Here is a 15,079-nt window from a genome sequence, read left to right as displayed (position 1 = left end):
AGTTTCAATTGAGACTCTAAATTTGTTTGCCTTACTTAGTAAACTAAGCTTGGCTGTTAGAACTCAATCTGTACGAGTGCCCACACAGATGATTGCTTTATATTGTTAAAGAACGTTGCGACGTTGTCGCTAGGGATGCGTATAATACATCCTTTATTTTTCGAGTCAACACTTAATTTTAAACTTTCTTACGATGATTTAAACTCAAGTTTTATTTAACTCTTTGAGCAGTTCGTGCCTCGCTATGCGTTGGCGTTCCCCGTCTCAGTGGGGTCGCATTATAGGGAGATCCGAAAACAGATCAACCTTTTTTTTAGATCTTTTTACTGTTTGCTCAACTTTCAAGCAAATACTATTGAAATGGTATGGAAAGAGCTTACTTTAGGTCGTTTTTTGCACTCTTATTAACTATTTACTATAAATTTCATTGCTATGTTCAATTAAGACGTTAAGATAGCAAGTTCACAATGTTAAATTAATGTTTATTTCCTGTTTATTGGTAGATCAAAATGAAATTACCCGATCAAAAATCTTTTATCTTTGCAGTTATTCTTGCTGTTGTTGGTTTTGTTATCGTTAAGTTTGCACTTGCAAGCCTAGCATTAGACCCTGCACTACTATTTGGTGCTGGTTTATTAATTGGTGGACTTGTCATTGCTGCAATGTCATCAGTAAGTGCAGAAGAAGCCGAAGTAAAAACAAAAACACTTTATGTTGGCAATCTTCCTTATCGCGCAAATGAAGGCGTTGTACGTGCTTTGTTCGAAGAGCAAGGCAAGGTATTTAATGTTCGTTTATTGAAAGATAAGAATACTGGCAAACGTCGCGGCTTTGGTTTTGTTGAAATGGCTCAAGCTGATGCGGATAACGCAATTGCTAAGTTAAATGATAGTGAGTTCCAACAACGTACTTTAAAAGTACGTGAAGCAAAACAAAAACAAGAAGATGATTCTAACTCTTATCGTTCAGAGTCGGATCAAACAGTGTAACTTGCTTAACGGCTAGTTTATCACTACATATATCAGCCGTTGCATAATACCGCAGCGGCTTTTTTATGCCTGCTTGATCATCGCTTAAATTCAGTAAAGATCTAACTCGCTTAGCAATAGCCGCACCAGAATCTAACAACTCTATATGTGCTTTAAAGTAATCACTAATTGGTTTAGCAAGAATAGGAAAGTGAGTACAGCCTAATACCAGCACATCGATATCTTTATTAATATTTAATCGGTTTAACTCAGCGTGCAGCTTTTCTATATCTAAGTATTGGGTAAAAAAGAATGTTTCTGCCAGAGTGACCAATTCAACACTACTATATAAGCTTGTAGTTATAAGTGAGGCATGCTCTTTAATCAGTGTATCCGTATATGAACTTGCTACTGTCGCAGGGGTTGCCAATAATCCAATATGCTTTGATTGTGTTATTTGTGCTGCGGGCTTAATCGCAGGTACAACCCCTACAATTGGAATATCTGTTATTTGACGTACCGCACTTAATGCAGATGTTGAGGCGGTATTGCAGGCTATAACAATTAAGTCGACATTGAGCGACTCATTTTTGATAAATTGGATTAGTCCACATAAGCGACTAATTATAGTCTGCTGCGACTGTGCACCATAAGGCAATAATGCATTATCCATGAAGTAACTATATTGAGCGTGAGGAATGCTTTGCTGAATATGCTCAAGTACTGTGGTTCCACCTATACCTGAATCAAATACCATGATGTGCGCTGACAAACTACCATTCCTACTCTTTACTTAGAACGGCAGTTTGCCATGAGGCTTTTATAAAAGAAAGTAGTTTTACTCAGCGTCTAGTTTTGCAGTAGCTGTGTTTAATTTATCTAAGTTTTCAAACATGGTGTTAGTGTAATCAACCAGTTTATCTATTTCTTGTTGATCTTGATTTAGCCATTGAATGATACCTGATAGCTGGCTTTCTAATCCTAGTGCTTGCGCTTTAGAGTAAGCCGATTTTAGATCATCATTAAAAGGTGCGACGGTTTCGGCAATGGCCTTTTCTGATGTTGGCTTAATTTGTTCATACTCTTTAATAGCTGCCACAGTTTTGCTTTGACGTAAGTCCATTGAAAATGCCACCAGCTGTTCATTTCCTAAGCTGAGTTCTTGGGCTTGTTCAAATGCTTTATCTAAGTCGCCACTGAAAAAGGTTTTACTTACATCTTGTAACTCTGCCATTAAATCATTTATAGCTTGCTGTTCGTCTTCATTAAGCTCTCCATTTACTGACATAGAAAATGACAACTCACGAGACTCAGAAAATTGCGTACTAAATGCTTGTGAGCTTTCAGTTTGCTGATAGCGACTAGATGACTGGGATTGGTAAGCGTCTGCAAAACTAATACTCACCTCATCACCTTCTGCGGTGGTAAAAGTATAATCAGCGCTGTTACTAAGGTTCACATATTGCGATTGACTAACCGTTACGCTTGCTGGCTGAGGATTAAATAAGTTCTGCTCAAATTTATCAAGGCCATTAAAGATGCCCTCTTTTGATTTATCAATACCCTCTTCAAGCTCTTGATTAAATACGCCCATACCTTTTAATTCATCGACAGCTTCATCAACACCTGTTTGCACGCCTTTACGTGCCTGGTTGAGTATATCTTGTAGCTTGTCATCATCGGCACCATTGGCTTTGGCTTTTTTTACTGAGCTGGTCACAAAGTCTAAAACATTTTTGACTACTTCATTAAAATCAAACAATGGTTTGTCTTTTTTCGCTTCAGCAACCGGCAAGCCTAATTCTTTTGCCATTTTGTCACCCAATACGGCAGCAGCCAATTCTTTTCCGCGTTGCTGATAGCTAGTTGGTGGGGAGTCTATTTTAGGCTGTGGCATTGCTTGCTTAGTATTGTATTTATTGGCATTGCTGTTTGGAACAAAACTAAAGTTACCTATTTTCATGAGAAGACTCCTATTTAGACATACTCTTATATCGGCCAAGTAAGCCTATACTGTAGTAAAATGCTTAAAAAAAGCTCACTATATTTGATCAAAACTAGACAAATACGCTTCGCTCCCTACAATAGCGCCGATAAACAGATCTCAACGATAAGGTTATACCGTTAATGGCAGTTATAAATATAGATACCACGCAGTACGATGCACAATTAAATGAAAAAGAGCAGCGTATTACAGAGCAGTTTCAACGTTTCGGTGTAAAACAGTTAGAAGTATTTAGCTCTGAGCCTATTAACTACCGTCAACGTGCAGAATTTAGAGTATGGCACGATGGTGACGATCTGTTTCATATTATGTTTGATCAACAAACGAAAGATAAAATACGTGTTGATACCTTTGACCCTGCAGCTCCTTTAGTAGTTGAAGTTATGCAGGTAATGATTGATAACTTAAAAGGCTGCGAAGTACTGCGTCGTAAATTATTCCAAATAGATTATTTATCGACCCTCAGCGGTGAAATTTTAGTGAGCTTGCTTTATCACAAGCCACTTGATGAAAACTGGTTAACTGAGATTAATGCCTTAAAGGAAAAGCTAAGTAGCCAGTACAAAATTGACTTTATTGGCCGTGCACGTAAGCAAAAAGAAAAATTAGGCGATGACTTTGTTACTGAGCGTTTAATGGTAAATGGCCAAGAGCTAATCTATCAACAGGTAGAAAATAGCTTTACTCAGCCTAATGCGAAGGTGAATATTAAAATGTTAGAGTGGGCACAAGAGCTATGTAAACCACTAAACAATGATTTACTAGAGCTGTATTGTGGTAACGGAAACTTTTCAATTGCACTTGCGGGCTCATTTAATAAAGTGCTGGCAACAGAAATATCAAAATCGTCTGTGCATTCAGCGCAATATAATATTGCTCAAAACAAAGTAACTAACTTAGATATTATTCGCATGTCGAGCGAAGAGTTTACTCAGGCAATGAAAGGCGAGCGTACTTTCTCTCGCTTAGATGGTATTGACCTTAGTAGTTACAACTGCCAAACCATTCTAGTCGACCCACCTCGTGCTGGCATGGATACCCTAACGTGTGATTTAGTGGCTAACTATGAGAATATTATTTATATATCATGCAACCCAGATACGTTGGAGCGTGATCTTGATCACTTAACGCAAACCCATGAAGTTAAGCGCTTTGCAATATTTGATCAATTCCCTTACACACACCATATTGAATCTGGTGTATTTTTACAGAGAAAATAAAATCTAATACTATAATGCCAGCGCCTTGATAAGTGCTGGTATTTGCTCTTCACTAAATACTTCAACTTGATTCTTTACCAATAGCTTAGCGGTCAGCCCCATGCCTTTTACTTTCACCCCACTATGGCTTCCATCATAAATTGTATTACGGCCACACGAAGGACTAGACTCTTTAAGTAAAGCAAAGCGAATATTATGCTTATTACAAAGGGCTAATGCTTTATTAGCGCCAGCTTCAAATGCACTTGTTACATCCTCGGCAGTATTTGTAATAACTCGATTTTGCTTTATCTCAGCGGGCGCTCTAGGCACGAGTAAGCCACCAGCAATCTCAGGACAAAATACGATTAATCTATTTTGCTTTTGCCACAAATTAAGTTGAGGGTGCAATATTGTTTGGCCTTTACCATCATAACGAACTGGCAAACCTAACAAACAACTTGAGATTAAAATTTTTTCCATAATGAATTTTCTTCTCCAAATAAAAAAGCTCCTTTCGGAGCTTTTTTATTTCACTAAACTACTTATTTATTTGCTAAGTAGTTAATAAGTGCGCTTACATCTTCTGGCGATGAAATACCTGACTCGCCGCCTAAGTTAAGCTTATATTTACCATTAACAATAAATGTTGGAACGCCACGCAGTGCCCCTTTTCCTTTAAAGTAATCTTGGTCGCGCTTCATTTTAGAGCTCAGTGTACGTACCGAGAAGCTTTCAAATAATTTATCAAATTTGTCGCCATCTACACCTTGCGCTAAAAATACATCTTTTACATCTGCAAGCTCATTAAAACGAGCACGCTTTGCGTGAATGTGGTCAAACATCGCTGAAATAATTTTATCTTTTTGCGGTAGTACTTCAGCAGTAGCTAGTGCTTGGCTGATCATGGTTTGATGTTCTGGGTCACGAACGCCCACGAAATCCACATGGCTTTTCTTAAACTTTACGTTTTTGTCTAGCTTAGGTTTGATCTCAGCAAGCAGTGGCTCCATGTTATTACATGCAGGGCAGTAAAAAGAGAAAAACTCTTTTACTTCTGGCTTTCTGGTTGCACGATCAGAGACGACATCATAATGTACGCCTTCTTCGTAAGTGGCAGCAAAACTGGTTGCAGCTAAAGGGAGTAATACAGCAAGCAACCCTGCTTTAACTAATTTGATCATTATTATGGTGCTCCAAAAATTATAGTTTTAGTAAAAAGCTAATTAACTCATCAAGTTCTTGTTGGCTCTTGATTGTATTAATATTGATTTTATATTTGTCATTTACGATAAATGTAGGTACGCCAGTTAATGCGCCAAGCTCAGAATATTTATTCTGCTTATCTTGCATGGCACGTTCAGCTGCTATGATAGGCAAACTAGCAATATCATTATCAAATGTGCTGTTATCAATTGCGTTAAGCTCTAATAACTTCTTAACGTCTTTAATTTCTGTTAATGGTGCACGCTGAATATGGATGCTTTTAAAAATTTGCGCTGTTACTGCTTCGGCTTGACCATGTTTTTTTGCAATTAAGTAAGCAAAGCTCAGGTTACTTTGTGCTTGTGGTGAAACGCCCCCTAAAAAGTTAACATGATTTTTTACAAACTCAGCCCCTTCAGGTAAGTTTTCTGCAATCCCTTTTGCTACCGGCTCAAACTTAAAACAGTGCGGGCAATAGAAAGAGAAGAATTCGGTTACGTTTGGCGTTTTACTCTTTTCAACGTCAATCACAGTATATTGATTACCTGCTTCAAAGTTGGCAGCTAGTGCTGCGAAAGGTAAACATAGGATCAGTAAACTTAGTTTTAATTTTTTAAGCATGAATATCTCGTTATACTTCTTTTTTAAATAAAAATATTATGGCAATAATTTTAACGGGGCTTCTTGCAAAGCTGCAAGCTGTTCTTTAAGCGCTAAAATTTGTTGCTCCCAGTATTTGTCATCTGCAAACCATGAAAAGTTCCGTACAAAAGCTGGATCGCTCCAACGTTTTGCAACCCAACCCATGTAATGAATCATACGCATGGCGCGAAGCGGTTCGATCAGCTTCAGTTGTGAGTGATCAAAATCACAAAACTCTTCATACGCATTCACTAAAGTGTCTAACTGTAACAGCTGTGTTTGTCGATCGCCACTGAGCATCATCCATAAATCTTGAATTGCAGGTCCTTGGCGGCTATCGTCTAAATCAACAAACATCAGCGCATCCCCAGCCCATAAAATATTACCAGCATGGCAGTCTCCGTGTAAGCGAATATTGTCTACATTTTTATATTGCAGCTGCGCTTGGGCAATAACTAAATCTAAAATAGTGTAAAAGGAAGTTTCTAGTCCCATAGGAACTAAATTACTTTTTTGTAAGTGAACTTTAGCTGTATGCAGGTATTCATCACAGCTAACGATTGGTCTTTGGGTAAAGGGCTGCGTTTTCGCTACTTGGTGCATGCGACCAATTAAACGCCCTAGTACGTCAAGCTGATCTAAATTATCGACTTCAAATAAACGCCCGCCTACACTTGGGAATAAAGTAAATAAATACCCTTGGTGTTCAAATAAGCTTTGCCCATTATGCTTTATTGGCGCAACCACCGGTACTTCTGCGGCTGCCAGTTCAAAAGCAAAATCATGTTCCTCTTGAATTTGTGCTTTGCTCCAGCGCTCAGGCCGATAAAACTTAACAACGTAACGTTTTCCACCCTCAGCTACAAATTGATACACTCGATTTTCGTAGCTATTTAGCGCTAGCAACCCTGACTCAGCGTAAATATCAACGCTTTCGATGGCATCCAAAATAAGATCTGGGGTTAAGTCAATAAAGCTAAATTTACTCATATACTTCTTATATAAAAGAAAAGCGGGAATATCCCGCTTTTTTGTTAATATCAGTGTTCGTCTTTTAATACAGACTCTTTATCGCGCTTTAAAAAAGTTACTTTGCTGCGATATTTGGTTATCGGGTTCGTTTATTGGCGACAGTACAAAGTTAAACTCGGTCATTGGCGCTTTTAAATCATAAGGGTCCATTACTAATGATAACGGTACATTATGCGATTCACCAGCGTTCACCGTAAAGGTGGTATCACCTATGTATTTATAGTTTTCTAACCCTTTAACATCAATAGAGAATGTTTGCTCGTACTGTGCCTTATTAATCACTTTTAAGGTGTAGGTGTTTTCAACTAAACCATTAAAATCGACACGATACAACTGATTGCGATCACGGATAATATCAAAGTCCATAGGTTTACGCATAGCTATATTGGCTACCAACGCACCGGTAAGTAAGACTAAAATAATACTGTAACCAATCAGCTTAGGACGCAGCGGATGAGTTTTATTCTCTGGGGTTTCCAAGTTACGCTCGGTGGTATAAGAGATTAGGCCTCGAGGATAATTCATTTTGTCCATTACGCCGTCACAGGCGTCAATACACGCGCCACAGTTTATACACTCGTATTGCAGACCATTACGAATATCAATCCCAGTTGGGCAAACCTGCACACACAAGTTACAGTCAATACAATCACCTAACCCCAGCTCTTTTGGGTCTTGTTTACGCGAACGTGGCCCGCGGTTTTCACCACGCGCTTCATCGTAGCTTACAGTAAAGGTGTCTTTATCAAACATTGCTGACTGAAAGCGTGAGTATGGGCATATATGTAAACACATAATTTCGCGCATCCAACCCGCATTACCATAAGTACAAATAGTAAATACAATAATACTAACTAAGGCATAACCGCCCACATTAAATGTAACAAATTCTGGGAGTAGTTCGCGAATAGGCGTAAAGTAACCAACAAAGGTTAACGCGGTATACAAAGAAAATAACACCCAACTAGTGTGCTTTGCGGTTTTTCGCCAGAATTTATCAAAATCCATTGGCCGCTGATCTAACTTTTTACGTTGATTAGCACTGCCCTCAAATTTTTCTTCAAACCAAATAAAAATGAAGGTCCATACTGTTTGCGGACAGGTATAGCCACACCATACTCGGCCATAAAAAGTAGTCACTAAAAATAGAGCAAACGCCGCAAGCATAAAAATAAATGCAAGAATAGTGAAGTCTTGTGGCCACAGGGTTAAACCAAAAATATTAAACTTTTGCTCCATTAGCTCAAACAACACAGCTTGCTGACCATTAAAGTTGATCCAAGGCAATAACATAAACGCTAGCATGCCTAAAAAGCCGATACGTTGTCTTAGTAATTGATGAAGCCCAGTAACCGCACGTACATAAATACGATTGCGAGGATTAAATCTATCTTCTTGACGGCTCAGATCAGGTTTTTGGATCTTAACCTCTGTTGGTATGTTTTTTACTTTAATTTGCTTATCCATTGAAGTTCCTCAACGCCGCTAGGAAATAAAAATTCAGCAATCTTTTTGTACTTTTCGCCTAAGTGTAGCAACTTGCATGCTAAACATAATACGCTTTAAGTCGCACTTGTGTACTTTCAGATATTTCAGAAATATCTAACTACTGCCTCTTATTATACGCATATTAGCTAAAATTACTGACTAGATTGCTAATAATTTATTCAATTTGTGACTTGCTTTTAAGGTGTATTTTATTACACTTGCCGGCTACTAAAGTGTTGTTTGGATCAAGGTTTGTATATTTATGAAGAAATTTTTTATACTAGTGGTTGTGATCCTAGCATTTTTTACTGTTGATCATCCTTTGGTAAAAGAGCCGCGCGAACGGTTGCTCGGTGATGGTATCGGTTTGTTAAGCAGCTCAACTAAAGTAGATCGCTTTCCTGTAGCAACCATGACGAGAAATAAAGTGAATCAACAGTTAGCACTTTCTCGTTCTGAGCAAGACTATGTTGCTAAAACATTTACTACGGATGAATCAGTCAAGTTATTTGAACTACGCTATTGTCGCCAAGGTGATCTAAACCTCTATTTTTACGAAGAACGATTACTTACTGTATGTCGTATTATCAAAGAGTCATTAGCGCAAGCGAGAGTAAAGTAATGGATTTTTCTGGATTAAATAAAAAAGCAAGTAACTCATTTCATAAACATCGCACCATGCTTAAGCAATTGGCACAGGGTAAAACGTTAAAATGCGAACATTGTAATGGCGTATTAACCCTTAACTTAGCCACCAGCGAACCCGGTAAAGGAGTAATACAGTGCAAACAAGGTTGCACTGATATTGAATTAGAAATTGGCGGTTAGGTGTTAAGAACAACGTTTAAGCGCTAGAAAACTTACTCCTCCCACCCTTCATCAGTATACAAGCCACTGTTAAGCGCTACAATTTCGATAAGTTCAGCAAAACCTAATGCAAAGTCGCCCATTAGCTCGTACTGCTGCTCACATAAGTGTAATTCATCAATATTATTTTGCTGTGCAATTTGCGTAATGATTGGTTTATCGAGAGCAAAAAAACTGAGCGTAGCCTGTGCGCTTTCAAGCGCTTGCTTGTATTGAATATCTAGTTGCTCACTTGCTAGTAACTTGTGGGTATACGCTTGGCTTGCGGTTAAAAAACCCGCTGACCATTGCTGGCAAAAGTCATATTCAAACTCAGCGGGTAACTTATAACCCAACTCAAATACTTGCTCACTCACCTGATGGTGTAATGCCATAAACAAAAATAACATGTCTTCATCAAGGTCGTTTGCTGTATCAGGGAGAATGTTTTCTAACCATTGGTGAACTTCTAGCGGCTCAGGTGAACATATAACGCCAAATAAGTAACCTTGGCTTTGGGTAAGGCTCATTGCGCCTGATTGGGTATTTAAAAACTCGCTGAGCAGCTTGGCATGCTGCTCAGTAAACTGAGGTATTTGCATTAAAACTCTTTATATAAAATATTAAAATTTAAGTGGGTAACGACCTTGGTTATCTGGTCTGCCTAAAAACTTCACCGCGTCATGAACTTCTTTGGGTAAAGTTAGATCAGGTTTAACATATCCCGCAACTTTAAAGTCAAAATTAGCCTTTAGTGTAGCATCTGCCTCAAGCCCTAATCTATTGTCTGGCTCGATGAGTATAGCAACATCGCCCGACTTACAACTTAATTTGCCACTGAGATCACCAATATTGAACCAACCAGTTAAACCTTGTACGTCAATATCAGGGCTGGCTATTTCACCTTGGAGTGATTGACAATATGGCGCTCCAGAAACGTATTCATCAAGCTCTAAGATTACACGTCCTTTAGCAGTAACTGGTAACGGTAAGTCAATTCGCTGCATTGCTCGCTCAACCGTTGAACGCACTACAGTATCAGTTATTTTAAGCTCATCATTTGCTAGTGAATAACTAATATCTGCATAGCCCGATATGTCACTGCGTTCGCGAGGATTACCAAAGCGTAAGTTAGTATTCACTTGAGCTTTAAATAACGCCCAGCCAGATATATCCCAGCGTACATTATTTAATTGCTCACCTTCAAAGCGCAGCTGCATAACTTGTCCCTGCCACAACGTGCCAGCAGTTTGTCCTATTTCTAGCTGCGGTGGAAAATACGGTTTAGCTAAATTTACAGCAACCGCAGCCGGTAATTTAATAACGCTAAAAACAATAAAGCTCATTAAAAAAACGATGGATAATATTATTATTTTTTTCATTAACTACCTCTCTAATACTAAACGGCTTACGCGTACATAACCGGATTTATCATCTTGGCTTAAATCTAGATTTTCTACGCTTAAACCATGCTGATTAACGAGCTCGTCAATCCATTGGATTAATAGATTAAACTCTACTGAGTCGAGCGTTAAACGAAGTGAGTTATCATTAGGCTGCATTTTACTAATATTAATGCTGTAACGGCCGCGCGTATTATTAACTATTTGGCTGAGATTTTGATTACTCACAGCTTGCGTTTTACCCGCGGCTTTGAGCTTAACAATACTCTCGTCTACCCAGGCTAACAATTCTTGCTGTTTTATTTGTGATTGCTGTGCCCGCTCTATCGCAGTATTTAAAGGCCTAAAAACCCCCATCACCAAAACAAAAATGATAAATACACCGCCTGCAACCATAATTAGTTGTTGCTCTTGCTCTTTTAATGAACGCCAATATTGCATGAACTGCTGCTTCATTGTGCACCTCGCAGTCTGATTTCGCCGACGATAAAATCGCCATCATTATTTAACGAGCCCTGCTCAACAGTAACCCCTTGCTGCTCGAGAATGGCTTTAACCTTACCAAAAGTTTGAAAGTCTTTACCACGCGCTCGAATGCGCAATTCATTACGGCGTTTGTCAAAGCGTAATGTTTGTGGCGTAAACTCATTCACTTGCGAAAACACGCTAACCAATTTACTGGTTAAATCTAAAAAGCCAGCATCGCTAACACCTTGTACTTTATTCAATGCACCCTGTATTTGATTTTTAATTAAATGAGGTCGCACCCGCGTGCCAGGAAAGGCTTTTTGATATCGCTCTACTACTTGCGATTTAGCTACTTCTAGCTGCGAATTAAGCTGATGCAATTCAACCGCTTTAATAGTCACACTTGATACCAAGGCAACCACACTAATAATGGCAGCACTTTTCCAGTAACCCCACCATAACGCAGTTTTCTTTTTAAGGGTGTAAGGTCCTTGACGCAAATTAAACTTAAGTTTATCAAGTTGTTTAGCAAATAATGCTAACGGTAACTCATAGTCACTTGTTTGCGGATATAAGTTAAGTGCTTCTGGAAACTGATCAGCGGGGCTGTAATGCTTGATATCAGGATTGCCTAATGCTACTAAATACTCTTTTAGCCAACTGCTTTCAACCGCGCTAATGTGCCAGTCACCTTGTTTAAAGAGCCACTGCTTATTAAGTTCGATGGCAGTAACACATGACTCTTCAGCGCTTGGCAATAGTAATGCATCCGGTACTATTTGATACGGAGTGAGTTGATGTTGTTCAAATACTTCTAACCAGTGCTCAAACCAATCACGGTTCGTTAGCGCAATCTTAATTGCATGCTGCTCATCAACCATAGTTGGCTCCCCAAGCGCGATATAAACGTCGTCTATATCACAGGCAAGATCTTCTTCGAGCATATAGGGCAATGCTTGCTCTAATTTACGGCTCCACTTTGTTGGCAGTGTCACCGTTTTTAATTGCACCTGGTCACATGGTAAAAGTACCACAAGTTCTCGGGTTAATGCTTTTTCAGTTAGTTCACTTAACTGATTGGCATTTTGTAGCTCGCCACTGGCTATTATTTCTTGTTCTTGTGGTGAGTATATTAACCAGTTAAGTAAATCTTGCTCGGTTTGACCCGTGCGGATCAACAGTATCTCTGTCACTGTACGCCTCCAAATTTTCGCGCCAGTATCGTTACCTCGCCATTGCTGGCATACAGTAATGTGGTCATCGAAAAACGCAAATCAACAAATTTTGCCTGCGTTTGTAATTTAAAATATTCACTTTTTAAACTAAAAAGTTTTTCTACTGCTTTGATATTTTTGCCGCCTTGTTGTTTAACAGACTCAAAAAACTCTTCAATATTATCAAAGCCATTTTCAGGTCGCGCTGCAATTACCGCTTGAGCACCCGAAACACTCAGTTCGTCTATTAGGCCACTGAACAATAAAGCTTGCTCTTCAGTGACCGTATTAACATTAATTGAAAGTAACGTACTGCCAGGGATCACACAGACAAAAGGCAGCACCTTTTCCATCACTAAAGGGTTAAACCCTTTAATTAAACGCAGTTCAGATACCGAAGCAAATAGGCTATTTGCTGTCATGTACGGAAACTGACGCGATAAATACTCGCCCTCTTCAGCTCCTGAGCGATACGTAATACTATTTTTATCTAACCAGTCAAAAACACTATCAGCCATACCTTCTTCAGACTCATCACTGGGTAAGTCTTCTATATTTTCTAATATGGCAAACAACGCTTTATGCGCAGGGTTCGTTTTATTAGTACTGTTTGGGTCAGGCTCAGCACCAAGCGCATTTAAGTTTAAACAAGCTTGTAAATCAGTTAACTGACCGCTTAACGTGCCGTTATCAACTGGATACTTAACATCACCTTGCTTTGCCCACGGCTGCGCTAAGGTGGTTTTTTCTGGATCGTCTTTTTTACTTTGAATTAAGCCTTTAATAGCTAATTCTTCAGCGCCATAAGCATACCATTTAGCCTGTTGCTGACTTTGCAAGTTAGTACTTCTTTGTACCTGTAACATTAAGTTCGCACTCATTTCTACGGCTAAAATAGCAGCCAGCGCGACAATAAATAACACAATAACTAACGCCGCGCCGCGTGATGTTTTTTGATTCATCAAGGCGTTCCTCGGCCATTTGGTTGCGATTGGTTAGTACCATCATTAACCGGTTTTGGTAGCTCTTTACCGAGTCCTGGCACTAAAAAAACGCGCCTAATTGGTTCTGCGTTCATTTGCTTTAACGTTACAGCTACCGCTTTAGGTAACGCCTTAATTTGCCAGTTTTCTTGCCACTCTGCGTTACCATCTAAAAACTCAAATTTAAGCTCTTCTACGTCAGCTAAAACAACTTGGCTACGAGGCTCCATATTATCAAGTTGATCAACATAAATGCGATATACTCGTTCTAAGTTGTCATCAATTACTCGATAACCAACAGCTTGCAGCTCTGAGCGAGGAAGTAAATTAATGGGATTCATCCAACCATCACGCACAAAGGCAATGCCATCAAGCTGGCTTTCTAAAATGTAGCGCCCTGCAAGTAAGTAACTCTCTTGAAAATCCCCAGCTTCATTACGCACTTGGCGTTTAGTCATTTGGCTAAAGTCTTGATCCATTAGCCTGAAGGCTGTTTGTAACCCATTTAGCTCAGCAATTTTTTCATCTGATGCTTCTTTGGCACGCGTGGTGGTATCAAGTATTTGGTGGGTGGCCATAATAACAAACGCCAACACTCCTAGTGCCACCATCACTTCTAATAATGTAAAACCGCGCTGCTTCACTTATGGCTTACCTTTATTTAAGTAAGTACTTAACTCATAAATTGAATTTTCATACTTATCATCTGTAAACACATTAATAGTGACCTTTACAAAGCTCTTATCAGCAGTAGGCACAACATCCTGGCGCCAAAACCATTCAATCCCCGCCATCATCTCAGTACCGCGGGCACCGTTTTTACCTTGCCATTTTTCGCCTTGCGTTCGTTGCTCTACTAATACATTTTCGGCAACCCAAGAGCCATACGTTTGCTCTTCAATGCTAGATAAGTGATGAATATGCTCACCAGTTGCTTGCATTGCAGCAATACCCGCCATAGCACAGATACTTAGTGCCACTAATACTTCTAATAAGGTAAAACCTTGGTATTTTTTCATTATTGGGGCTCTCGACGAAAATCAACTGGCGCAGCAAATTTACCTTCAATAAAATATACCGGCTCCGCCTGATCTTTTAACTCAAGCATGAGCTGAAATGCACTTACATCAGCAGAGGATAAAATAAGTACTTGGGGAACTTTTAATTTTTTAAGTTCTAATAAACTATCTTCATTATCGCCACTCATTAACTCACGCCAGTTAGACTGCTCTAATAAGTTATCTTGTGCCCAAGGTAGGTCTTCTAGATTAAGTGTTACTTTGAATTGCTGATCAAACTCAATTGGTTTAAATAACTCTTCCCGCTCAAAATTGATCCACTTTTCGCCATCAAACACTAAAAATTCAAGCGTATTTTGATCAACTAATAAGCCTAACTCTACCTGGTTAAGTACGGCAAATTCTGATGCGGCATTAATGGTGGTATGCAGCCTACTTGCTTGCTTATCTAGCTCTTCCTCTTCGCCGCCATCTAAGCTGTATACCACCATTTTGGTGGCAAAGGCGATGATCACCAATACCACTAAAATTTCTATTAAACTAAAACCATATTGCTTTGCGCTCAAGTGCTTAAGGTTTACCCGCATGGTAAACCCCTATCAACTA

General features: G+C 39.2%; 19 protein-coding genes. 4 read left to right on the top strand and 15 right to left on the bottom strand.

Annotated features, from left to right (window positions below):
- Window positions 1–509 precede the first annotated feature (509 nt).
- Entirely contained in the window at window positions 510–989 is a 480-nt protein-coding gene (locus ACZ5WS_RS04810) for an RNA recognition motif domain-containing protein (RefSeq protein WP_055013410.1), read from the top strand.
- On the opposite strand, the gene murI is transcribed toward ACZ5WS_RS04810, so the two are convergent.
- On the bottom strand, window positions 952–1,740 hold the full coding sequence (gene murI / locus ACZ5WS_RS04805; RefSeq protein ID WP_054202948.1) for a glutamate racemase: 789 nt from the start codon (window positions 1,738–1,740) through the stop codon (window positions 952–954). The two genes, ACZ5WS_RS04810 and murI, sit on opposite strands and share 38 nt — an antisense overlap.
- 66 nt (window positions 1,741–1,806) lie before the next feature.
- Complete coding sequence (locus tag ACZ5WS_RS04800; protein WP_010393043.1) at window positions 1,807–2,931, bottom strand: DUF5610 domain-containing protein; 1,125 nt, start codon at window positions 2,929–2,931, stop codon at window positions 1,807–1,809.
- Between the two features lie 164 nt (window positions 2,932–3,095).
- Here ACZ5WS_RS04800 and trmA point away from each other — a divergent pair, with 164 nt between their 5' ends.
- Entirely contained in the window at window positions 3,096–4,193 is a 1,098-nt protein-coding gene (trmA, locus tag ACZ5WS_RS04795) for a tRNA (uridine(54)-C5)-methyltransferase TrmA (protein ID WP_464710923.1), read from the top strand.
- A 9-nt stretch (window positions 4,194–4,202) separates the two neighbouring features.
- Here trmA and ACZ5WS_RS04790 read toward each other — a convergent pair whose 3' ends face one another.
- From ACZ5WS_RS04790 to ccoG, 5 genes are all read right to left on the bottom strand, one after another.
- Entirely contained in the window at window positions 4,203–4,655 is a 453-nt protein-coding gene (locus ACZ5WS_RS04790) for a 2-thiouracil desulfurase family protein (RefSeq protein ID WP_411737675.1), read from the bottom strand.
- A 62-nt stretch (window positions 4,656–4,717) separates the two neighbouring features.
- The gene (locus ACZ5WS_RS04785; RefSeq protein WP_008113400.1) at window positions 4,718–5,356 is read right to left on the bottom strand and encodes a thiol:disulfide interchange protein DsbA/DsbL; all 639 of its coding nucleotides are present in this window, start codon (window positions 5,354–5,356) and stop codon (window positions 4,718–4,720) included.
- A 19-nt stretch (window positions 5,357–5,375) separates the two neighbouring features.
- Entirely contained in the window at window positions 5,376–5,999 is a 624-nt protein-coding gene (locus tag ACZ5WS_RS04780; protein WP_036980428.1) for a thiol:disulfide interchange protein DsbA/DsbL, read from the bottom strand.
- A 36-nt stretch (window positions 6,000–6,035) separates the two neighbouring features.
- Window positions 6,036–7,010, bottom strand: coding sequence for a serine/threonine protein kinase (locus tag ACZ5WS_RS04775; protein ID WP_464710921.1), 975 nt, complete (start codon window positions 7,008–7,010; stop codon window positions 6,036–6,038).
- 78 nt (window positions 7,011–7,088) lie between these two features.
- Window positions 7,089–8,519 carry a cytochrome c oxidase accessory protein CcoG gene (gene ccoG / locus ACZ5WS_RS04770; RefSeq protein ID WP_138570969.1) on the bottom strand — a complete coding sequence of 477 codons (1,431 nt, stop codon included), beginning with the start codon at window positions 8,517–8,519 and terminating at the stop codon, window positions 7,089–7,091.
- Window positions 8,520–8,802: 283 nt separating this feature from the next.
- Here ccoG and ACZ5WS_RS04765 point away from each other — a divergent pair, with 283 nt between their 5' ends.
- Both ACZ5WS_RS04765 and ACZ5WS_RS04760 read left to right on the top strand, forming a co-directional pair.
- Window positions 8,803–9,162, top strand: a complete 360-nt coding sequence (locus ACZ5WS_RS04765; protein WP_010393028.1) for a hypothetical protein — start codon at window positions 8,803–8,805, stop codon at window positions 9,160–9,162.
- Entirely contained in the window at window positions 9,162–9,368 is a 207-nt protein-coding gene (locus ACZ5WS_RS04760; RefSeq protein WP_010393026.1) for a hypothetical protein, read from the top strand. The genes ACZ5WS_RS04765 and ACZ5WS_RS04760 overlap by 1 nt, the downstream gene beginning before the upstream one ends.
- Window positions 9,369–9,400: 32 nt before the next feature.
- Here the strand turns inward: ACZ5WS_RS04760 and ACZ5WS_RS04755 are convergent, their stop codons facing one another.
- The 8 genes from ACZ5WS_RS04755 to gspH are packed head-to-tail and all read right to left on the bottom strand — an operon-like array spanning window position 9,401 to window position 15,060.
- Entirely contained in the window at window positions 9,401–9,988 is a 588-nt protein-coding gene (locus tag ACZ5WS_RS04755; protein ID WP_138608186.1) for a UPF0149 family protein, read from the bottom strand.
- A gap of 21 nt (window positions 9,989–10,009) precedes the next feature.
- Window positions 10,010–10,768: a type II secretion system protein N gene (locus tag ACZ5WS_RS04750; RefSeq protein WP_010393022.1), complete on the bottom strand. Its 759-nt coding sequence runs from the start codon at window positions 10,766–10,768 to the stop codon at window positions 10,010–10,012.
- A 3-nt stretch (window positions 10,769–10,771) separates the two neighbouring features.
- Window positions 10,772–11,245 (bottom strand): type II secretion system protein GspM, encoded by a 474-nt coding sequence (gspM, locus tag ACZ5WS_RS04745; RefSeq protein WP_464710918.1) that lies wholly within the window; start codon window positions 11,243–11,245, stop codon window positions 10,772–10,774.
- On the bottom strand, window positions 11,242–12,450 hold the full coding sequence (gene gspL / locus ACZ5WS_RS04740; RefSeq protein ID WP_464710916.1) for a type II secretion system protein GspL: 1,209 nt from the start codon (window positions 12,448–12,450) through the stop codon (window positions 11,242–11,244). Before gspL ends, gspM begins: the two co-directional genes overlap by 4 nt.
- Window positions 12,447–13,433, bottom strand: a complete 987-nt coding sequence (gene gspK, locus ACZ5WS_RS04735; protein WP_138570970.1) for a type II secretion system minor pseudopilin GspK — start codon at window positions 13,431–13,433, stop codon at window positions 12,447–12,449. The genes gspL and gspK overlap by 4 nt, the downstream gene beginning before the upstream one ends.
- Window positions 13,433–14,098, bottom strand: a complete 666-nt coding sequence (gspJ, locus tag ACZ5WS_RS04730) for a type II secretion system minor pseudopilin GspJ (protein WP_010393015.1) — start codon at window positions 14,096–14,098, stop codon at window positions 13,433–13,435. The genes gspK and gspJ overlap by 1 nt, the downstream gene beginning before the upstream one ends.
- Window positions 14,099–14,473: a type II secretion system minor pseudopilin GspI gene (gene gspI, locus ACZ5WS_RS04725; RefSeq protein WP_464710914.1), complete on the bottom strand. Its 375-nt coding sequence runs from the start codon at window positions 14,471–14,473 to the stop codon at window positions 14,099–14,101.
- Window positions 14,473–15,060: a type II secretion system minor pseudopilin GspH gene (gene gspH, locus ACZ5WS_RS04720; RefSeq protein ID WP_464710913.1), complete on the bottom strand. Its 588-nt coding sequence runs from the start codon at window positions 15,058–15,060 to the stop codon at window positions 14,473–14,475. Before gspH ends, gspI begins: the two co-directional genes overlap by 1 nt.
- Window positions 15,061–15,079: the final 19 nt, after the last annotated feature.

The organism is Pseudoalteromonas sp. 11L1 (assembly GCF_055397545.1).
This window is presented reverse-complemented; position numbering and strand designations above follow the sequence as displayed.